The sequence below is a fragment of the Streptomyces antioxidans genome, assembly GCF_000968685.2.
GTDB lineage: Bacteria > Actinomycetota > Actinomycetes > Streptomycetales > Streptomycetaceae > Streptomyces > Streptomyces antioxidans.
Window position 1 is genome coordinate 1 of the sequence record NZ_LAKD02000102.1, and the last position, 20,727, is coordinate 20,727.

A 20,727-nucleotide genomic window follows, 5' to 3' on the forward strand; every position below is an offset into this window, starting at 1 on the left:
GCTCGCGGCTCGCGGCTCGCGGCTCGCGGCTCGCCCAGCTTCTTAGTATATCCCACTCCATGCGACAAGACGGCCAATTTGCCTTTTATGTCCTGGAGTTGGCCGCCGAAACTCGCGGCGATCGCCAAGGCCACCGGTGTCGCCAGTGCCTGCTCCCAGGGCAGCACCGGGAGCCCCAACTCCGCGAACAGCTCGCCGATTCCGGCCTGGAACGCGGATGACCCGGTCGAGGTGACCAGGAGCTGCACCCGGAAGTCGTCGTGGAACAGCGGCAGCACATCCAGCAGGCGGCCCGCGGAGGTGACGTTGTGCACCACCAGCAGCACCCGTCGGCTCGTCGCCCGGCTGGCCCAGAGTTCCGAGTCCGCTCCTACCGGCACCCGTATCGCCGGGGCATCAGCCGATCCCACTCGCCGTTCCCTCCGTCAGCATTCGATGACGTTGACCGCGAGCCCGCCCCGCGCCGTCTCCTTGTACTTGACCTTCATATCCGCGCCCGTCTGTTTCATCGTCTTGATGGCCTTGTCGAGCGAGACATGGTGGCGGCCGTCGCCCCGCAGGGCCATCCTCGCGGCGGTGACGGCCTTGACCGAGGCCATGCCGTTGCGCTCGATGCAGGGGATCTGGACAAGGCCGCCGACGGGGTCGCAGGTGAGGCCGAGATTGTGTTCCATGCCGATCTCGGCGGCGTTCTCCACCTGCTCCGGGGAGCCGCCGAGGACCTCGGCGAGGCCACCGGCGGCCATCGAGCAGGCGGAGCCCACCTCGCCCTGGCAGCCGACCTCCGCGCCGGAGATCGAGGCGTTCTCCTTGAAGAGCATGCCGATGGCGCCCGCGGCGAGGAGGAAGCGGATGACGCCCTCCTCGTCGGCGCCCGGGACGAACCGGGTGTAGTAGTGCAGGACGGCGGGGATGATGCCCGCCGCGCCGTTGGTGGGGGCGGTGACCACCCGGCCGCCCGCCGCGTTCTCCTCGTTGACCGCCATGGCGTAGAGGGTGATCCACTCCATGGCGCGGGCGACCGGGTCGCCCTCGGAGCGCAGGGCGCGGGCGGCGGTGGCGGCGCGGCGGCGGACCTTGAGGCCGCCGGGCAGGATGCCCTCCTGGGACATGCCGCGGGCTACGCACGCCTCCATGACGTGCCAGATCTCCAGCAGCCCGTCCCGGATCTCCTGCTCCGTGCGCCACGCCTTCTCGTTCTCCAGCATCAGGGCCGAGATGGACAGGCCCGTCTCCTGGGAGAGCCGCAGCAACTCGTCCCCGGTGCGGAAGGGGTGGGTGAGGACGGTGTCGTCGAGCTTGATGCGGTCCTCGCCGACCGCGTCCTCGTCCACCACGAAGCCGCCGCCGACCGAGTAGTACGTCTTCTCCAGCAGCGGATGGCCCTCGGCGTCGTACGCGCACAGCGTCATGCCGTTGGCGTGGTACGGCAGGGAGCGGCGGCGGTGCAGGATCAGCTGGGCCGAGTCATCGAAGTCGATCTCGTGGCCGGGGCCGATCTCGGCGTCCAGCAGCCGCAGCCGCTTGGTGGTGCGGATGCGCTCCACCTCGCCGTCGGCCGCCTCGACGTCCACGGTGCGCGGGGAGTGGCCCTCGAGCCCCAGCAGCACGGCCTTCGGGGTGCCGTGGCCATGACCGGTGGCACCCAGCGAGCCGAAGAGCTCGGCCCGGACGGACGCGGTGTGGGCCAGCAGGCCCTCGTTCTTCAGCCGGCGGACGAACATCCGCGCGGCCCGCATCGGGCCGACCGTGTGCGAACTGGACGGGCCGATGCCGATCGAGAAGAGGTCGAATACGGAAATGGCCACCGGGGGACTCCTTCGTCGGCACGCCGGGGGAAGCGTGTGCCCGCGGGGGAAGCGTGCGGGCCGTGCATGGGGTGGTGCGGGTTGTCGCGGGTCGGTGCGGGCCGTGCGTGGGTCGGTGCGGTTCGGTGCGGGTGGTGCGGTTCGGTGCGGGTGGTGTGGCGGGGGCGCGCCAGGGCGACGCGCCCCCGGGCTCGGGTTACTTGGACAGGTGCGCGTACAGCGGGTGCTTGTCGGCCAGGGCGGTGACCCGGGCCTTCAGCGCCTCCGCGTCGGCCGCCCCGAACGGAGAGGGCGCCTTGAGCGTCTCCGCGATCACATCGGCGACCTCGCGGAAGTCCTCCGTGGTGAAGCCGCGCGTGGCCAGCGCCGGGGTGCCGATCCGCAGACCCGAGGTGACCATCGGGGGCCGGGGGTCGTTCGGGATCGCGTTGCGGTTGACCGTGATGCCGACCTCGTGCAGCCGGTCCTCGGCCTGCCGCCCGTCGAGTGCGGAGTCGCGCAGATCGACCAGGACCAGATGGACGTCGGTGCCGCCGGAGAGCACGGAGACGCCCACCTCCCGCACATCGGCCTCGGTCAGGCGCTCGGCGAGGATCCTGGCGCCCTCCAGCGTGCGCTCCTGGCGCTCCTTGAACGCCGAGCTCGCCGCCACCTTGAAGGACACCGCCTTCGCCGCGACCACATGCTCCAGCGGACCGCCCTGCTGGCCGGGGAAGACCGCCGAGTTGATCTTCTTGGCCAGGTCGGCGGTGGAGAGGATCACACCACCGCGCGGACCGCCCAGGGTCTTGTGCGTGGTGGTGGTCACCACATGGGCGTGCGGTACGGGCGAGGGATGCAGCCCGGCCGCCACCAGACCCGCGAAGTGGGCCATGTCGACCATCAGATACGCGCCGACCTCGTCCGCGATCCGGCGGAAGGCGGCGAAGTCCAGCTGGCGCGGGTACGCCGACCAGCCCGCGATCACCAGCTTGGGACGGTGCTCCTTGGCCAGCCGCTCGACCTCGTCCATGTCGACCACACCGGTCTCGGCGTCCACGTGGTAGGGCACCACGTTGTAGAGCTTGCCGGAGAAGTTGATCTTCATGCCGTGGGTCAGATGGCCGCCGTGCGCCAGGTTCAGCCCCAGGATGGTGTCGCCGGGGGAGAGCAGGGCGAACATGGCGGCGGCGTTGGCCTGGGCGCCCGAGTGCGGCTGGACGTTCGCGGCCTCGGCGCCGAAGAGCTCCTTGACCCGGTCGATGGCGATCTGCTCGACCACGTCGACGTGCTCACAGCCCCCGTAGTAGCGGCGGCCGGGGTAGCCCTCGGCGTACTTGTTGGTCAGGACCGAGCCCTGGGCCTCCATGACCGCCGACGGAGCGAAGTTCTCCGAGGCGATCATCTCCAGGGTGGACTGCTGGCGGTGGAGTTCGGCGTCGACAGCGGCGGCGACGTCCGGGTCGAGCTCGTGCAGGGAGCTGTTGAGAAGCGACATCGAGGGTCCCGATCGAATAGGGAGGGTCAGTTTTCGGCGAAGGCGGTGTACTCGTCGGCGGAGAGCAGGTCCTCCGGCTCGCTCGTCACCCGCACCTTGAACAGCCAGCCGCCCTCGAAGGGGGCGGAGTTCACCAGCGCCGGATCGTTCACCACGTCCTCGTTGATCTCGGTGACCTCACCGGAGACCGGCGCGTACAGATCGCTGACCGACTTGGTGGACTCCAGCTCACCGCAGGTGTCACCGGCGGAGACCGTGGAGCCGACGTCCGGGAGCTGGACATAGACGACATCGCCGAGCGCGTTGGCCGCGAATTCGGTGATGCCGATCGTCGACACGCCGTCCTCGCCGGCGGCCGACAGCCACTCGTGCTCCTTGCTGTACCGCAGCTGCTGGGGGTTGCTCATGGTCCGATTCTCCTGGATGCGGGGGAGTGTTTGGGAAACGGGTCTTGGCTGGTGGGACGGGGCGCCGAGCGGGCCGATGGCCGGGGCGCCGGGGCGGGGCGCGACGCGCCGGGGGCCCGCACCCGCTCGCGGGAGCTCAGCGCTCGCGCTTGTAGAAGGGGAGCGCCACGACCTCGTACGGCTCCCGGGTGCCGCGGATGTCCACGAAGACCCCCTCGGTGCCGGGCGCCGCGTACGCCGGGTCCACGTACGCCATCGCGATGGGCCTGCCCAGCGTCGGGGCGGGCGCGCCCGAGGTGACCTGGCCGATCGATGAGCCGTCGGCGGTCACCACGGAGTATCCGGCGCGCGGCACCCGGCGGCCCGAAGCGACCAGGCCGACCAGGGTGCGCGGGGTGACGGTGTCCGCCCGGCGGGACGCGGCCTCCAGGGCCTCGCGGCCGACGAAGCCGCCCGGCTTGTCGAACTTCACCACCCGGCCGAGCCCCGCGTCGAAGGGGGTGGTGTCGGTGGTCAGCTCGTGCCCGTACAGCGGCATGCCCGCCTCGAGACGGAGGGTGTCCCGGCAGGAGAGACCGCAGGGCACCAGGCCCACCGGGGCCCCGGCCTCGGTCAGCGCCTCCCAGACCCGCTCGGCGTCGTCCGGCGCCAGGAACAGCTCGAAGCCGTCCTCGCCGGTGTAGCCGGTGCGGGCGATCATGGCGGGGACACCCGCGACGGTGCCGGGCAGCCCGGCGTAGTACTTCAGCCCGTCCAGGTCGGCGTCGGTCAGGCTCTTCAGGATCCCGGCGGACTCCGGCCCCTGGACGGCGAGCAGCGCGTAGGCGTCCCGGTCGTCCCTTACGGTCGCCTCGAAACCGCTCGCCCGCTCGGTCAGCGCGTCCAGCACCACCTGGGCGTTGGCGGCGTTGGCCACCACCAGGAAGTCCTCGTCCCCGAGGCGGTAGACGATCAGGTCGTCCAGGATGCCGCCCTCGTCATCGCAGATCATGGTGTAGCGGGCGCGGCCCACGGCGAGCGCGGACAGCCGACCGACCAGGGCGTGGTCCAGGGCGTCCGCGGCCTGCGGACCGGTCAATGCGATCTCGCCCATGTGGGAGAGGTCGAAGAGCCCGGCGCGGGTGCGCACCGCGGTGTGCTCGTCGCGCTCGCTGCCGTAGCGCAGCGGCATGTCCCAGCCGGCGAAGTCGGTCATGGTGGCGCCGAGCGCGCGGTGCCGCGCGTCCAGCGCGGTACGGCGTGGGGTGGGCGGGGCGTCGGTCACGGTTCAGGCTCCAGGGGTCGGGGTCGCGCGACGGTGAGGACGGACGACAAGGACGCGTGCGTCCTCCCCATCTGTCATCGGAACCTGAGAGGTTCGCCGCGACGCCCGTAAGGGGCCCGGCTTGCACCTTGGGTGGGGCCGCGCCCGCGCGGCCCGCTTTTCAGATCTGCCTCGTCCGCGCGGTATCGGGGCCTGAGAGATTCAAGGGAGGACTTGCTCCTTCGGCGCCCTGGACGCCCGGCACGAATTGCCGAGACCCAAGGACTCTCCCGCGTGGATTCAAGCGGCCGGTATGGAGTTGCGCGGACATCATCGCATGTATGGCCGAGAAGGGAAGCCCCGATCCGGGCGGGCTCCGGTCGGCCGGTCAGGGGCCGCCTTGCCCGACATTACCTTTTCTTGACACTCTGCGGGTACGAGCAGCGTTGACCGACCTGGGAGGACGATCACGGTGCATGGGCAGGGAACGTACGCGACCACACAGAGGCTCCTGCCGACGCGGCGTGGGCGCACCCCCTCCGGGCCGACGGCCCGCCCCGGCCGAAGAGGGACGGCGCACGGGAAGAGCGCGGTGCACGATTTGCGGGCAGGGGCGGCGGGCCGTGGCGCGGACCCGCACGAGCTCTGCTTTCCGGCGGGGGACGTGCTGGTCGCCTCGGGGCTGCCGGGCAGTGGCAAGAGCACGCTGATCAACCGGACGGTGTCGCTCCTGGACGAGACGGGCGCGGTCGTGATCAGGGTGGACTCGCAGAACACCCGGGAGGCGTGGGAGCACAGGCTGCCCGGCTGGCTGCCGTACGCGCTCTACCGCCCGCTGGTCCGCTACGCCCACTACGCCGGGCTGCGCCGGGCGCTGCGCTCGGGCGTGAGCGTCGTGGTGCACGACTGCGGCGCGCTGCCGTGGGTCCGCCGCTGGCTGGCCCGGGACGTGCGGCGCCGGGGCCGCAGCCTCCATATGGTGCTGCTGGACGTGGGCGCCACGGAGGCGCTTGAGGGCCAGGCCGCCCGTGGCCGCGGGGTCTCCGCGTACGCCTTCGGACGCCATCTGCGGGCGATGCGGCGGCTGATCGCCGGGGTGGAGGAGGGGCGGCCGCCGCGGGGGTGCGCCTCTGCGGTGCTGCTGGACCGGCCGACCGCGAGCGCGCTGCGCTGTATCTCCTTCGAATGATCGCGGGCGATCTGGGGGTCGATCTGGGGGTGATCTGCGAGTGATCTGTGGGTGGCCGGAAATCGACCATCGGCGGCACACAGTGTGACGAGGGCGAGCCCGGGCGAGGTGGGGAAGTGCTGTGGAGATCGCCACCGCCCCTCGGGACCCGGGCCGCCCAGCGGTTAGGGTGCTTCGGGCAGGTCGGACGAGATGGCGGTTGGACGAAGATGAGCTTCCCGGAGCAGTACGGAGCGGCCCCGGCGCACGGAGGAATCCCGGACGGCGGGTATGCCGCGCATCCGGCGTTTCCCGGCAATGAGCTCGAAGAGGTGATGGCCGCCTCGGTCGACGTCCCCGGGGCCGGAGCGCGCATCGTCGAGACGCTCTCCCGCAGCCACCTCTGGATTCCGCTGCCCAACGGCGGGGGCCCGGGCAGCCCGAGCCTCGATCTGCCCACGATGGAGGTCGACGGCGGCGCGTACGTCCCGGTGTTCAGCTCCGAGCAGCAGTTCCTCCAGCTCGTCGGCTCCCATATGTCCTTCACCGTCGCCCCGGCCGTGGAGTTCGCCCGTGGGCTGCCGCCCCAGCTCGGCATCGCGGTGAACCCCGGTGGCGCGGTGGTCGTGCCGCTGCCCCCGCCCGCCGTCCGGGAGTTGTGCCGCGGCGGGCGCACCGAGCTCGACGGCCCGGCCCCCGGCGGCCGGGTGCGGCTCTTCGAACCGGACTGGCAGGACGAGCCGGTGGACTTCCTGGCCGCCGCCGGGATCGAGTTCGCCAAGGGCACCGGGGTGCGGACCGCCCGGCGCGCCCTGGCCAGCGTCGAGGGCGACGAGCCCGCGCTCTTCGTCGGGGTGCAGCTCGACGAGCCCGGCCCCGAGGGGCAGGGGCGCGCGGTGGAGGCGCTGGGCCGCGCCCTCGGCGCGGTGCCGGTGCCGTGGAAGGTCCAGCTGGTGATGCTGGACGTGGCGCAGGGCGATCCGGTGGCCGACTGGATGCTGGGACGGGTGCGGCCGTTCTACGACCGTGACCTCTGACTCACCCCTGGGTCCGCTGTGCGGGCCCGTAAGCTGGTTTGATGACCAGGAGGGGTGCGGGCACGCTCCCCGGTGAGGTGCGGGCAAGTCGATGAGAAGGGGCGGACCCAGGTGAGCGCGGGCGCGGATTGGGGGGCGGCGGCCGGCCAGGTCGAGCGGGCGCTGCAGCAGGTCGCTCCCGGCCGGTACGACGCCTACGAGGCGCTGCTGCACGCCATCGGCGAGGGCCAGGTCTGGATGCTGCTGTGGCACGGCGCGCCCGGCGCGCCCGACGCCCAGTACGGAAACATGGACGTGGACGGCCTCGGTTACGCCCCGTGTGTGACCTCCGCGCAGGAACTGGCCGCCAGTGGCTGGAACCGCGCGCACGAGGTGGTCGACGGACGCCTCATCGCCGACTCGCTCTACCGCGACCGCTACGGCCTCTGGCTCAACCCCCACGCCCGCGGTGGCGGAGTGGGCATCCCCTGGCCGGATCTGCGCCGGATCGCGGGCGGTCTCGACCGGCTCCCCGCCGGGCCGCTGCGGCTGTCGGAGCCGGCCATCGACATCCCCCAGTTCTACGCCCTGTTGGGGCAGAACGCGCATCGCACCGCCGCGGTGCGCTCGCTGCGGCGCGCCTGGGTGCAGCCCGCGCTGGGCGCTCCGTACCTGGCGATCGGCCTGGATCTGTATGACACCGGTGCGGCGTCGGTGCAGTCGGTGCGGGTGATGATGGAGCAGTCGATCACCGCCGTGCCGGACGGGCTGCCGGTCTCCACGGTCGCGCTCTCGGACGAGTACGACCCCGTCGCCATGTGGATGCGGGCCAACGCCCGCCCGTTCTTCGACCGTGACGCCTATGGCGCCGCGCCCGCCGCGCCGCCGTCGTACGGCTACGGCTATCCGCCCCCGCGCCCGGCGTACTGAGCCGCCGCGTCCCGCCGCGCACCGATCCGCGCGTCCGGTGACACCGCGCGTCCGGTGACACCGCGTACCGATTGACGGGATTGCCCGACCGGCCTTCCGCCCCTATCGGGCCGAACGCCTCATTACGGGCGCGAGGTTACTGCTGCGTTCTCGTGTCGCGACCGTCCGTATAGCGGAGCGGTGCTCCTCACATCACGGTTAGGCATCCATTGCCCGGGAGTACTGGCGGGTGATCACAAACGCGTTGAAGACTCCCGCTCCAAGGGGTGCGGTTCCTGCGTGCGACCCCTTCCAGAAAGGTTCCGTACCAGAACGCGACTTTCACCCGGGTTGTGAACGAAGCCGCTACAGCGGCGAGTCGTGGGCCGGTCACCACCGGCCGAGAGGGGTCTCCACCACGATGACGGCACCATTGCACGGCACGAGCACGGACAGCGATCCGGTCGCGACTGCCGATGTAGCGGCGGATGTGGTCAAAGCGTCCGTCGAAGGCAGGTCGCTGCGGCAGATCGCCTGGTCACGCCTGAAGCGGGACAAGCTCGCCCTGTCGGGTGGCATCGTTGTCGTCTTCCTCGTACTGGTGGCGATCTTCGCTCCGCTGATCGTGAGTCTGCTCGGGCATCCGCCCAATGAGTTCCACCAGGAGCAGATCGACCCGCTGTTCGGCACCCCGAAGGGGTCCATGGGCGGCATCAGCTCGGACTTCCTGTTCGGTGTGGAGCCGTCCAACGGCCGCGACGTGTTCAGCCGGGTCGTCTACGGCGCCCGGATCTCGCTGCTGGTGGCCTTCCTCGCGGCGGTGGTCGCGGTGGTGCTCGGCACCATCTTCGGCATCATCGCCGGGTACTTCGGCGGCTGGGTGGACTCGGTGATCAGCCGGGTGATGGACATGCTGCTGGCCTTCCCGCAGCTGCTCTTCATCATCTCCCTGGTCTCGGTGCTCCCCAACGATCTGCTGGGACTGACCGGCAGCGGAGTGCGCATCGCCATCCTGGTCTCGGTCATCGGCTTCTTCGGCTGGCCGTACGTCGGCCGCATCGTGCGCGGTCAGACGCTGTCGCTGCGCGAGAAGGAGTACATCGAGGCCGCACGGAGCCTGGGTGCCGGCCGGCGCTACATCCTCTTCCGTGAGCTGCTGCCCAACCTGGTGGCGCCGATCACCGTCTACACGACGCTGATGATCCCCACCAACATCCTCACCGAGGCCGCGCTCAGCTTCCTCGGCGCGGGTGTGAAGCCGCCCACCGCCTCCTGGGGGCAGATGCTCTCCAAGGCGGTCGGCACCTATGAGGACGACCCGATGTTCATGATCATCCCGGGTGTGGCGATCTTCATCACGGTGCTGGCCTTCAACCTCTTCGGCGACGGCGTCCGCGACGCCCTGGATCCGAAGGGCACCCGATGACGGCGCGGCACACGGCCGCCCGGTCGTACTCGAACGCATCAGCCCCTGCCGCATCCGGCAGACGGCTACCCAAGGAATTCCGCGGCGCCATGCCTAGGACCGCTAACCCGGAGGTTGCAGCAACTATGAAACGGCTCTCGAGAAGCAGGCGGATCGCCGGAGCGGCGGCCGTCGTCGGCGCTCTGCTGACCACCGCCGCCTGTGGCGGTGGCAGTTCCGACGACGAGGGCTCGGGTGCCGGGTTCAACGCCGCGGTGAAGGGTGTCGCCAACAAGTCCGCCAAGAAGGGCGGCACCCTCAAGTTCATCAACAAGCAGGAGTTCGACTCCCTCGACCCGCAGCGTCAGTACTACGGGTTCGCCTGGGATTTCTCCCGCTTCTACGCGCGCCAACTGATCTCCTACACGCCGAAGCCGGGCAACGCCGCGAACGAGCTGACCCCGGACCTCGCCACCTCCACCGCCAAGATCTCGGACGGCGGCAAGACCTACTCCTACACCCTGCGCGACGGGATCACCTGGGAGGACGGCTCCCCGATCACGTCCAAGGACGTCAAGTACGGCATCGAGCGCATCTGGGCCAAGGACGTCGTCTCCGGCGGCCCCGGCTATCTGCGCCAGGTCCTGGACCCCAAGGGCGAGTACAAGGGCCCGTACAAGGACAAGTCCAAGGACAAGCTGGGCCTGAAGGCGATCGAGACGCCGAACGACAAGACGGTCGTCTTCCACCTCGCCAAGCCCAACGGTGACTTCGAGCAGATGCTCGCGATGCCGGTCGGCTCCCCGGTGAAGGCGGACAAGGACACCGGCGCCAAGTACACCAACCGGCCGTTCTCCTCCGGTCCGTACAAGGTCCAGTCGTACACCCCCGGCAAGAGCCTGTCGCTGGTCCGCAACACCAGCTGGAAGAAGGCGTCCGACCCGATCCGCCCGGCCCTGCCGGACAAGATCTCGGTCACCTTCAACTCCAACCTCGAGGCGATCGACCGGCTGCTGATCAAGGGCGACTACGACGTCTTCCTCAGCGCCACCGGAATGACCCCCTCGGGCCGTAACGACGCCCTCAAGCACAACAAGGGCAACGTCGACAACATCATCACCAGCTTCGTCCGGTACGTCGACTTCACCACCAAGGTCAAGCCGTTGGACGACATCCACTGCCGCAAGGCGGTCATCTACGGCACCGACTACAAGTCGCTCCAGACCACCCGCGGTGGCCCGCAGGCCGGTGGTGACATCGCCACCAACATGCTCCCCAAGAGCGTCAAGGGCTCGGACAACTACGACCCGTACGGCATCCTGAAGCGCGGCGGCAAGGCGGACGTGGCCAAGGCCAAGGACGAGCTCAAGCAGTGCGGCAAGCCGGGCGGCTTCTCCACCAGCATCGTGGCCCGCACCGACCAGCCCGCCGAGGTCGAGGCCGCCGAGGCGCTGCAGGCGTCGCTGAAGAAGGTCGGCATCAACCTCAATGTGGAGCCGTTCCAGGGCAGCACCTCCGCCAGCATCACCGGTTCGCCGTCGGTGATGAAGAAGCACGGCTACGGGCTGTCCATGACCGGCTGGGGCCCCGACTTCCCCACCGGCCAGGGCTTCTCCCAGCCGCTGATCGACGGCCGCTTCATCGAGCAGACCGGGAACTACAACGTCTCCGAGACCAACAACGCGGAGATCAACAAGTACTTCGACGACGCGCTCAAGGAGACCGACCCCAACAAGGCCGGGGCGATCTACCAGAAGATGAACCACAAGGTCAGCGATCTGGCCGTGCAGATGCCGTTCATCTACGAGAAGAACATCTCCTGGCGCAGCTCGCGGCTGACGAACGTCTTCTCTTCTGCGGCCTACAACGGCCGCTACGACTACTCCCAGCTGGGTGTCGTCAAGTGACGGCCGGTCACCCGATCCGCCGCTCACGTTAACCGTCGCCGCACCCGATAGGCCCGAAGGGCAGGTGATGGCCACGGGCGGTGGCCCGTGAACCCCTCGATCGGGGGTTCACGGGCCACCCCCGGGCCGCGCACAGTGCTTGCTTATCTCATCCGGCGCTTGTTCGCCGTCGTCGTGATGCTGTTGGTCGTCACCCTTGCGACCTTCGCCATCTTCTTCGTGATCCCGAAGTGGGCCGGTGCCGATCCCGCGCTGCTGTTCGTCGGCAAGCAGGCCGACCCCGCGGCCATCGAGGGCATCCGGCAGAAGCTCAGCCTCGGTGATCCGGTCCTGGTGCAGTTCTGGCACTTCGTCCAGGGCCTCTTCGTCGGCCGGGACTACGCCAGCGGCACGGACGTCACCCACTGCCCGGCACCCTGCTTCGGCTACTCCTTCCGCACCGAGCAGGCGGTGTGGCCGCAGCTCACCGACGCCATGCCGGTCACCCTCTCGCTCGCCGCCGGCGCCTGTCTGCTGTGGCTGGTCGGCGGCATCACCACCGGTGTCGTCTCGGCGCTGCGCCGGGGCACCCTGTGGGACCGCTCGGCGATGACGGTCGCGCTGGCCGGTGTCTCGCTGCCGATCTACTTCACCGGTCTGCTCTCACTGGCGATCTTCAGCTACTCGCTGAAGTGGGTCAACGTGGACTACAAGGGGTTCGGTGACGATCCGGCGATGTGGTTCGAGAGCCTGATCCTCCCGTGGATCACGCTCGCCTTCCTCTACGCGGCGATGTACGCCCGGCTCACCCGGGCCACCATGCTGGAGATCATGGGCGAGGACTACATCCGTACCGCCCGCGCCAAGGGTCTGCGGGAGCGGGTGGTCATCGGCCGGCACGCGATGCGCTCGACCTGGACCCCGGTCCTCACCCTGCTCGGCCTCGACCTGGGCGCGCTGCTGGGCGGCGCGGTCCTCACCGAGACCACCTACAACCTGCCCGGCCTCGGGCGGCTCGCGGTGAACGCGATCACCGAGAAGGACCTGCCGATCATCCTCGGCGTCACCCTGATCGCGGCCGTCTTCATCGTGGTCGCCAACCTCGTCGTGGACCTCCTGTACGCCGTCATCGACCCGCGAGTGAGGCTCGGATGACCGATCTGACCAAGTCCTCCGAACAGCCAGGGGACGGTGAACTGCCGGGCACCGGGACCGCCGCCGTGGGCGAGGTGGCCGCGGCGGGCTCGCCCGCCCCCACCGCGTTCCTCGAGGTGCGCGACCTGTATGTGCACTTCCCGACCGACGACGGCCTCGTGAAGTCCGTGGACGGGCTCAGCTTCCGGCTGGAGAAGGGCAAGACGCTCGGCATCGTCGGCGAGTCCGGCTCCGGCAAGTCCGTCACCTCGCTCGGCATCATGGGGCTGCACACCGCGGGCCAGTACGGCCGCCGCAAGGCGCGGATCTCCGGCGAGATCTGGCTCAACGGCCAGGAGCTGCTGGGCGCGGACCCCGATGAGGTGCGCAAGCTGCGCGGCCGCGAGATGTCGATGATCTTCCAGGATCCGCTGTCCGCGCTGCATCCGTACTACACCATCGGCCGCCAGATCATCGAGGCGTACCGGGTGCACCACGGGGTCACCAAGGAGGTGGCCCGCAAGCGCGCGGTCGAGCTGCTGGACCGCGTCGGCATCCCGCAGCCCGACAAGCGCGTGGACAGCTATCCCCATGAGTTCTCCGGCGGGATGCGCCAGCGCGCCATGATCGCGATGGCGCTGGTCAACAACCCCGAGCTGCTGATCGCCGACGAGCCGACCACCGCCCTGGACGTCACCGTCCAGGCGCAGATCCTCGACCTCATCCGGGACCTGCAGAAGGAGTTCGGCTCCGCGGTCATCATCATCACCCATGACCTGGGCGTGGTCGCCGAGCTCGCCGACGACCTGCTGGTGATGTACGGCGGCCGCTGTGTCGAGCGCGGCCCGGCCGAGAAGGTCTTCTACGAGCCCCAGCACCCGTACACCTGGGGGCTGCTGGGCTCGATGCCCCGCATCGACCGCGACCAGACCGAGCGGCTCATCCCGGTCAAGGGCTCCCCGCCCAGCCTCATCAACGTGCCGTCCGGCTGCGCCTTCCACCCGCGCTGCCCGTACGCCGATGTGCCGAAGGACAACCTCACCCGCACCGAGCGGCCGGAGCTGACCGAGGCCGGGGACGGCGGGCACTTCTCCGCGTGCCATATGACGCAGGAGGAGCGCACCCGGATCTGGACCGAAGAGATTGCGCCGAAGCTGTGACCGACACGAAGGATCCGAAGATGACGGTCCCGGAGAAGGCGACGACGTCGCCCGAGCCCCTGCTCAAGGTGTCGGGTCTGGTCAAGCACTTCCCCCTCAAGAAGGGCCTGCTCCAGCGGCAGTCCGGTGCGGTCCAGGCGGTCGACGGGCTTGACTTCGACGTCCGGCCGGGGGAGACCCTGGGCGTGGTGGGGGAGTCCGGCTGCGGCAAGTCCACCATGGGGCGGCTGGTCACCCGGCTGCTCGAACCCACCTCGGGCACGATCGAGTTCGAGGGCAAGGACATCTCGCACCTCAATACGGCCCAGATGCGGCCGATGCGGCGCGACGTCCAGATGATCTTCCAGGACCCGTACTCCTCGCTGAACCCCCGGCACACCGTGGGCGCGATCGTCGGCGCGCCCTTCCGGCTCCAGGGCGTCACCCCCGAGGGCGGGATCAAGGCGGAGGTCCAGCGGCTGCTGGCGCTGGTCGGGCTCAACCCCGAGCACTACAACCGCTATCCGCACGAGTTCTCCGGCGGCCAGCGGCAGCGCATCGGCATCGCCCGGGCGCTGGCCCTCAAGCCCAAGCTGGTCGTGGCCGACGAGCCGGTCTCGGCGCTGGACGTGTCGATCCAGGCGCAGGTGGTCAATCTGCTGGACGACCTCCAGGACGAGCTGGGCCTGACGTATGTGATCATCGCGCACGACCTGTCGGTCATCCGCCATGTCTCGGACCGGATCGCGGTGATGTACCTGGGGAAGATCGTCGAGCTGGCGGACCGCAAGGACCTCTACGAGCGCCCCATGCACCCGTACACCAAGGCGCTGCTCTCCGCGGTGCCGGTGCCGGACCCCAGGCGGCGCGCCAAGCGGGAGCGGATCCTGCTCAAGGGCGACGTGCCCTCGCCGATCTCCCCGCCGTCCGGCTGCCGCTTCCACACCCGGTGCTGGAAGGCGACCGAGGTGTGCAAGAGCCAGGAGCCGCCGCTGGTGACGCTGGCCACCGGCCACCAGGTGGCCTGCCACCACCCGGAGAACGCGCAGGACCAGGCGCCGGAGGAGAAGCCCGGTGCCGAGTCGGCACAGAAGGTGACGAAGAAGACCGGCAGCTGAGACGGGACGGGGTCCGGACGGGACCGGTGGGCCTCCGCGGATAACAATGGCGGGTGCCCACCGAACTGTTCACCCCCTCCGTCCAGCACGCCCTGGAAGTCGCCGGAATCTTCGTCTTCGCGATATCCGGCGCGCTGCTCGCCGTGCGGAAGAACTTCGATGTCTTCGGCATGGCCGTGCTCGCCGAGGTCACCGCGCTGGGCGGCGGTGTCTTCCGCGATCTGGTGATCGGCGCGGTGCCGCCCATCGCCTTCACCGACCTCGGCTACTTCCTCACCCCGCTCATCGCCACCGGCATCGTCTTCTTCCTCCATCCCGAGGTCGAGCGGATCACGGCGGCGGTCGGGGTCTTCGACGCGGCCGGGCTGGGGCTGTTCTGCGTCGAGGGCACGATGAAGGCGCATGACTTCGGCCTCGGCCTCACCTCGTCCGTCACCCTCGGCATGGCCACGGCCGTCGGCGGTGGTGTGCTCCGCGACCTCCTCGCCCATGAGGCGCCCTCGCTGCTGCGCTGGGACCGGGACCTGTACGCGGTCCCGGCCATCGTCGGCTCCTCGATAGCGGCGCTGCTGATCCATTTCGACGCCCTTACGGCGGCCACGAGCGCGCTCGCGGCCGCCGTGGCGTTCGTGGTGCGGCTGGCGGCGATGCGGTTCGGCTGGCGGGCCCCGAGGGCGTGGAACCGGCGCAGTACGGCGACGGAGGAGCACTGAGGGGCGGGCGCGGGCGCTCCGGCTTTCATTCCCTTGCGGTTATATAGCTGGGTCGTTATGTTGAGGCCATGGCCATACCGTTCGATGTGCTCGCCGAGCCGAGCCGACGGCAGATCCTGGACCTCCTGCTGGAGCGGCCGCGCCTGGTCGGTGAGCTGACCGAACACCTGGGGCTCACCCAGCCGGGCACCTCCAAGCATCTGCGGGTGCTGCGCGAGGCCGGTCTGGTGCGGGTCCGCCGGGACGCCCAGCGCCGCTGGTACGAGCTCTGCCCGGAGCCGCTCGCCGAGGCGGACGCCTGGCTGGCGCCGTACCGTCGGCTGTGGACCGACCGCCTCGACGCGCTCGAACGACACTTGGACACGATGCCGGAGCTCCCGGGGGCGGGTCTCCCGGGGGCGGCCGGCGAACCCGGGCCGCGCGGCGCGGGCGACGCAGACGTGCCTGACGCGCGCGACGTACCCCCCGACGCGACCGACGGAGAAGCGCCATGAAGGACACCCTCGCCCAGTCCGACGGCGGCGGCCGCTCGGCCCTGCGCCTCGAGCGTCGGCTCGCCCATCCCCCGGAGAAGGTGTGGCGGGCGCTCACCGAGCCCGCCCAGCTGGCCCATTGGTTCCCCTCAGAGGTCCAGGTCGAGCTGGAGGTCGGGGGCCGGATGGGCTTCGTCTTCCCCGGGCGCGAGGGCCCGGACATGGACGGGGTGGTCACCGAGCTCGACCCGCCCCATGTCTTCGCCTTCACCTGGGGCGAGGACGAGCTCCGCTGGGAGCTGCGCCCCGAGGGCGAGGGCAGCGTGCTGACCCTCACCCACACCTTCGGCGACCGGTTCGGCGCGGCCAGCTTCGCCTCCGGCTGGCACGCCTGCATCACGGGTCTCGCGGCCCTGCTCGACGGCGAGGACGCCGCCCACGGCGACATGGCCGAGCTGCACGAGCGGTACATCGAGGCGTTCGGGCTCGCCGAGGGCACGGTGAAGACCACGGAGGACGGCGGCTGGCGGTTGCGCTTCGAGCGCCAGCTGGTCCGCCCCGCCGAGACGGCATGGCGGGCGCTGACCGGCCCGGCCGCCGGCACCACCGCCGGACCGGCCACCGAACCGACGGCCGGGGCGCCGGTCCCCCCGGGCTTCCGTACGGACGCGGTCCCGGCGGGCCCGATCACCGACGCGCGCCCGCCCCGGGTCCTCAGCTATGACTGGGAGCGCGACGGCCGCCCCGCTGGAACGGTCCGCTGGGAGCTCACCAGGGGAACCGGCCACGGCGCCCGCCTGATCCTCACCCAGACGGGCCCGGCGGGGTCCGATACGGAACGCGCCGAAGCCCAAAAGGCCTGGCGTCGCCACATCGCCCTCTTCGCGGCCGAACTTCTCCGGATCAAGGGCTAACGGCGTTTGGCCCATTCAGCCCGTCCGGTGTTTGAGGACCGGGGTCCGGGGCGGAGCCACAGTTTCGGGAAGGGGCGGGGTGGGGGAGCAAACGCCGTAGGCGCACGCCGACGAAACCTCAGCCCAGGAACCCGCTCAGCACAGCCGTGAGCTCCGCGGGCGCATCCTCCTGCACCAGATGCCCCGCCCCCTCGATCACTCGGAACCCCGCCCCCGGAATCCGGGAGGCGAGCTCCCGCCCCCGCTCCAGCGGAATCCACGCATCGTCCGCACCCCAGCAGACCAGCACCGGCACCTGGATCTCCCCATAGCGCCCCTCGATCTCATCGGTGTAGCGCCGGTCGTTCTGCGCGATCTGCCGGTAGAACGCGGCCTGGTCCCCGGCGTCGCCGCACCATCCGTCCACGATCCGCTCCAGCACCCGCGGATGCAGCCCCGCGGCGCTCCCCGAGCGGACGTACTCCCGCACCAGCCCCCGGTGCACCTCGGGCGACAACTGCCCGAAGACCTCGTGGTGGGCGCCGATCAGGCGGTACGTGGGGGAGCCCCACGGGGACAGCGCGAGGGCGTTGACCAGGGCCAGCCGGCGATACCCCGCACCGTGCAGCAGCTGCGCGCGCAGGGCGACACATCCGCCGAAGTCATGGGCGACCACGGCAGGTTCCGCCCCCTCCCCGGTCAGCCCCCACTCCTTCAGCAGCTCACCGAAGACCCGGCCCTGGGCGGCCAGCGAGACGTCCTGGTCGGCCCGCTTCTCCGAGGCCCCATAGCCCGGCATGTCCCAGACGAACACCCGGTACCGGTCGGCCAGCCCGCGGGCGACGCCCCGCCATACGTACGACGAGAACGGCGTGCCGTGCAGCAGCACGACCGGCGGCGCGTCCGGCGCACCGAACTCGGCCCAGCGGACCTCGCCGGACGAGCTGAGGTAGGTGCGGTCAAGGTTCCATTCGGTCTTCCACTCAGTGCTTGTCATGAGTAAAACCGTAGACACTCCTTACCGCTCCTGTCGAGGGGGCTTCGCGAACCGATGAGAAGGCCACACCCCCGCGCGCCCGGTACGCGCCCCCGCAACGCCTCGTAGAATCGAGGCCACCATGGTTTACCTCGACCACGCCGCCACCACCCCGATGCTCCCGGAGGCGGTGCAGGCGATGACCGCCCAGCTCGCCGTCCCGGGCAACGCCTCCTCGCTGCACGCCGCCGGCCGGCGTGCCCGCCGTACCGTCGAGGAGTCCCGCGAATCCCTGGCCGCCTCGCTGGGCGCCCGCCCGAGCGAGGTCGTCTTCACCGCCGGGGGGACCGAGGCCGACAATCTCGCGGTCAAGGGGCTCTACTGGTCCCGCAGGGACGCCGACCCGGCCCGCGTCCGGCTGCTCGCCAGCCCCGTGGAGCACCACGCCGTGCTCGACGCGGTCGACTGGCTCGCCGAGCACGAGGGCGCGCGGGTCGAATGGCTGCCGGTCGACTCCCTCGGCCGGGTCCAGCCCGAGGCGCTGCGCGAGGCGATCGCCCGCGACCCCTCGGACGTCGCCCTGGCCACCGTGATGTGGGCCAACAACGAGATCGGCACGGTCCAGCCGGTCCGCGAACTCGCCGCCACGGCCGCCGAATTCGGCGTTCCGCTGCATGCCGACGCGGTCCAGGCGTTCGGCCAGCTCGAGGTCGACTTCGCCGCCTCGGGGCTGGCCGCGATGACCGTCAGCGGCCACAAGATAGGCGGCCCCTACGGCATCGGCGCGCTGCTGCTCGGCCGTGAGCACACCCCCGTGCCCGTGCTGCACGGCGGCGGCCAGGAGCGCCAGGTGCGCTCCGGGACGCTCGACACCCCGGCGATCGCCGCCTTCGCGGTGGCCGGTGCGCATGCCACCGGGCACCGTGAGGAGTTCGCCCGCGAGATCGGAGCCCTGCGCGACGCGCTGATCACCGCCGTGCGTACCGCCGTGCCCGACGCGGTCCTCGGCGGCGACCCCGACCCGGCGGGGCGGCTCCCCGCCAATGCCCACTTCTCCTTTCCCGGCTGCGAGGGCGATTCGCTGCTTCTGCTGCTGGACGCGCAGGGCATCGAATGCTCGACGGGCTCGGCCTGCACGGCCGGTGTCGCCCAGCCCAGCCATGTGGTCCTGGCCACCGGCAGCGACCCCGGACTGGCCCGGGGCACCCTGCGCTTCTCGTTCGGCCACACCTCGACGAAGGCCGATGTGGAGGCCGTCGCGGAGGCGATCGGCCCGGCGGTGGAACGGGCGCGCGGGGCGGGGCTCAGCTGACGCGCGCGTCGACGGCCCGCCCGGAGCGGTTCATCATAACCACGGATTTCGAATTATTCCGGCGGCCATTTCACATAACCTACGGAACATTAATCTCCGCTTGAAAAGACGGAGAGGCGTGGGAAAGGATCTACCCGTCAACGAGACCTGTCATGCGCGAAAAGCGCACAGGTTTTCTTCACGGGGAAAATCCAGGAGTTCATCGATGTCGCAGCCTTCGCTGCCGCCGCACCACCAGACCTCGCACCAGCCCCCGCAGGACACGCGGCGGTCGCCGTCCCGGGGATCGCGTTCCAAGCCCGCCCTGAAGCTGATCGTGGGCGGGGTCCTCGCGGCCGCCCTGGTGAGCGGCTGCGGGTCCGATGACGATGGCGGTGAGAGCGGGGGCTCGGACAAGGGCGCCCAGGCGAAGACGCTGGGCAAGATCTCCATGCCGAAGGTCGGTGAGGACACCGACAGCAGGGGCACCTGGGTGACCGACTCGACCTTTGTGAAGTCCGAGGTCAACAAGCTCGTCGGCTACTCACTCGACGGCGCCAAGTCCAAGTGGAAGCTACCGCTCGGCGGGTCGCTCTGCTGGGCCTCACCGCATATGACCAAGGACGGTCTGACCGCGATCCTGTTCCAGGACGGCGCGGGCGACGACGCCGAGTGCACCAAGGTCGGGCTGCTCGACCTGAACAAGGGCAAGCTGGTCTGGCAGAAGGAGGGGTCGGACAACGAGGGCAACGCCGGGGTGGAGTTCGACGAGGTCACCATCGGCGGTGGCACCGTGGCCGCTGGCGGCACCGAGGGCGGGGGAGCCTGGTCGCTCGACGGCAAGCCGCTGTGGAAGCCCCCGTACGTCGCGGACTGCAACGATGAAGGCTACGCGGGCGGCGATGACAAGCTCGTCGCGATCCGCGGCTGCGAAAGCGAGGAGAACTCCAGCACCAAGCGGCTGGAGGTCCAGACCGTCGACCCCAAGACCCGCGATGTGAAGTCGTCGTACAAGCTGGACGGGAAGTTCGAGCACGCGCATGTGATTTCCACCGCGCCGCTCGTCGTGGCCGCCGACACCGGCGACTCGGACGGCGGGTCCGGCGTCACGGACATCCTGACCATCGACGACAGCGGCAAGCAGGGCAAGCTGCTCAGCACGATCGACGTCCTGGCCAAGGGGTTCCAGCCCGATTGCCCGGCCGTGAACGTGGAGGGCTGCAACGACCTCGCCCTCGACAAGGCGAGCAGCACCCTCTACCTCTCCTCCGAGGTGGACGTGGACGACGGCGGCCCGGGGGACCGGATCACCGGCCTGAATCTGAAGACCGGCAAGGAGACCGGGAAGACGAAGATGGCGGAGAGCCGGTCGCTGATCCCCGTCCAGACCGATGACGACGGCTCGCTCGTGGCCTACCAGGGCTCCACGTACAGTGACCCGGGCGGGGTCGTGCGCATCGACCCCAAGGACTTCGGGATGGAGACGCTCCAGACCCACCCGGACGACATGAAGAACGTGGAGTCCGACATGGACACCTACGGGGACTGCACCATGATCTACACCGGCAAGAAGCTCTACATCGGCGACAACACGGCCACCAGGCCCACCGCCGACAGCAAGGCCCGTCCGCTCGCCGTCGTCTTCGGCCCCTGAGCCGGGTCCGTTCCGGC

At 70.2% G+C, this 20,727-nt stretch carries 17 protein-coding genes, 2 pseudogenes and 1 riboswitch; of the genes and pseudogenes, 13 read left to right on the forward strand and 6 right to left on the reverse strand.

What is annotated here, in order from left to right; translation table 11 throughout:
• The 5 genes and pseudogenes from VT50_RS30235 to gcvT form a co-directional block, all read right to left on the reverse strand.
• A pseudogene (locus VT50_RS30235) lies at positions 1 to 410 on the reverse strand (hypothetical protein); the annotation flags it as partial.
• 15 nt (positions 411 to 425) lie between these two features.
• Positions 426 to 1,808, reverse strand: coding sequence for an L-serine ammonia-lyase (locus VT50_RS30240; protein WP_046090263.1), 1,383 nt, complete (start codon positions 1,806 to 1,808; stop codon positions 426 to 428).
• Between the two features lie 196 nt (positions 1,809 to 2,004).
• Positions 2,005 to 3,285 carry a serine hydroxymethyltransferase gene (gene glyA, locus VT50_RS30245; protein WP_046090264.1) on the reverse strand — a complete coding sequence of 427 codons (1,281 nt, stop codon included), beginning with the start codon at positions 3,283 to 3,285 and terminating at the stop codon, positions 2,005 to 2,007.
• 26 nt (positions 3,286 to 3,311) lie between these two features.
• Entirely contained in the window at positions 3,312 to 3,692 is a 381-nt protein-coding gene (gene gcvH / locus VT50_RS30250) for a glycine cleavage system protein GcvH (RefSeq protein WP_046090265.1), read from the reverse strand.
• 136 nt (positions 3,693 to 3,828) lie between these two features.
• Positions 3,829 to 4,956, reverse strand: a complete 1,128-nt coding sequence (gene gcvT, locus VT50_RS30255) for a glycine cleavage system aminomethyltransferase GcvT (protein ID WP_046090266.1) — start codon at positions 4,954 to 4,956, stop codon at positions 3,829 to 3,831.
• A 170-nt stretch (positions 4,957 to 5,126) separates the two neighbouring features.
• Positions 5,127 to 5,238: riboswitch (glycine riboswitch) on the reverse strand.
• A gap of 169 nt (positions 5,239 to 5,407) precedes the next feature.
• Here gcvT and VT50_RS30260 point away from each other — a divergent pair.
• The 11 genes and pseudogenes from VT50_RS30260 to VT50_RS30310 all read left to right on the forward strand — a co-directional run bounded on the left by VT50_RS30260 (position 5,408) and on the right by VT50_RS30310 (position 16,810).
• Positions 5,408 to 6,124: an AAA family ATPase gene (locus tag VT50_RS30260; RefSeq protein WP_046090267.1), complete on the forward strand. Its 717-nt coding sequence runs from the start codon at positions 5,408 to 5,410 to the stop codon at positions 6,122 to 6,124.
• A 209-nt stretch (positions 6,125 to 6,333) separates the two neighbouring features.
• A complete protein-coding gene (locus VT50_RS30265) occupies positions 6,334 to 7,140 on the forward strand; it encodes an enhanced serine sensitivity protein SseB (protein WP_046090268.1) in 807 nt (268 codons plus the stop codon).
• 111 nt (positions 7,141 to 7,251) lie between these two features.
• The gene (locus tag VT50_RS30270; protein WP_046090269.1) at positions 7,252 to 8,049 is read left to right on the forward strand and encodes an enhanced serine sensitivity protein SseB C-terminal domain-containing protein; all 798 of its coding nucleotides are present in this window, start codon (positions 7,252 to 7,254) and stop codon (positions 8,047 to 8,049) included.
• A 400-nt stretch (positions 8,050 to 8,449) separates the two neighbouring features.
• Positions 8,450 to 9,454, forward strand: coding sequence for an ABC transporter permease (locus tag VT50_RS30275; protein WP_046090270.1), 1,005 nt, complete (start codon positions 8,450 to 8,452; stop codon positions 9,452 to 9,454).
• Between the two features lie 125 nt (positions 9,455 to 9,579).
• Entirely contained in the window at positions 9,580 to 11,340 is a 1,761-nt protein-coding gene (locus VT50_RS30280) for an ABC transporter substrate-binding protein (protein ID WP_078840997.1), read from the forward strand.
• 135 nt (positions 11,341 to 11,475) lie between these two features.
• Positions 11,476 to 12,474: an ABC transporter permease gene (locus VT50_RS30285; protein WP_046090295.1), complete on the forward strand. Its 999-nt coding sequence runs from the start codon at positions 11,476 to 11,478 to the stop codon at positions 12,472 to 12,474.
• The gene (locus VT50_RS30290) at positions 12,471 to 13,613 is read left to right on the forward strand and encodes an ABC transporter ATP-binding protein (protein WP_046090272.1); all 1,143 of its coding nucleotides are present in this window, start codon (positions 12,471 to 12,473) and stop codon (positions 13,611 to 13,613) included. The genes VT50_RS30285 and VT50_RS30290 overlap by 4 nt, the downstream gene beginning before the upstream one ends.
• Before the next feature lie 20 nt (positions 13,614 to 13,633).
• A complete protein-coding gene (locus tag VT50_RS30295; RefSeq protein WP_046090296.1) occupies positions 13,634 to 14,710 on the forward strand; it encodes an ABC transporter ATP-binding protein in 1,077 nt (358 codons plus the stop codon).
• A gap of 53 nt (positions 14,711 to 14,763) precedes the next feature.
• Positions 14,764 to 15,423 (forward strand): trimeric intracellular cation channel family protein, encoded by a 660-nt coding sequence (locus VT50_RS30300; protein ID WP_107424923.1) that lies wholly within the window; start codon positions 14,764 to 14,766, stop codon positions 15,421 to 15,423.
• A 68-nt stretch (positions 15,424 to 15,491) separates the two neighbouring features.
• Positions 15,492 to 15,803, forward strand: a pseudogene (locus VT50_RS30305) (ArsR/SmtB family transcription factor); the annotation flags it as partial.
• 110 nt (positions 15,804 to 15,913) lie between these two features.
• Entirely contained in the window at positions 15,914 to 16,810 is an 897-nt protein-coding gene (locus tag VT50_RS30310; RefSeq protein WP_046090274.1) for an SRPBCC family protein, read from the forward strand.
• A gap of 118 nt (positions 16,811 to 16,928) precedes the next feature.
• On the opposite strand, the gene VT50_RS30315 is transcribed toward VT50_RS30310, so the two are convergent.
• Positions 16,929 to 17,786 (reverse strand): alpha/beta fold hydrolase, encoded by an 858-nt coding sequence (locus VT50_RS30315; protein WP_046090275.1) that lies wholly within the window; start codon positions 17,784 to 17,786, stop codon positions 16,929 to 16,931.
• A gap of 121 nt (positions 17,787 to 17,907) precedes the next feature.
• Here VT50_RS30315 and VT50_RS30320 point away from each other — a divergent pair, with 121 nt between their 5' ends.
• Together VT50_RS30320 and VT50_RS30325 are read left to right on the forward strand one after the other, a co-directional pair.
• On the forward strand, positions 17,908 to 19,077 hold the full coding sequence (locus VT50_RS30320; RefSeq protein WP_046090276.1) for a cysteine desulfurase family protein: 1,170 nt from the start codon (positions 17,908 to 17,910) through the stop codon (positions 19,075 to 19,077).
• A gap of 205 nt (positions 19,078 to 19,282) precedes the next feature.
• Entirely contained in the window at positions 19,283 to 20,710 is a 1,428-nt protein-coding gene (locus VT50_RS30325; protein ID WP_240529372.1) for a hypothetical protein, read from the forward strand.
• The last annotated feature ends 17 nt before the right edge of the window (positions 20,711 to 20,727 follow it).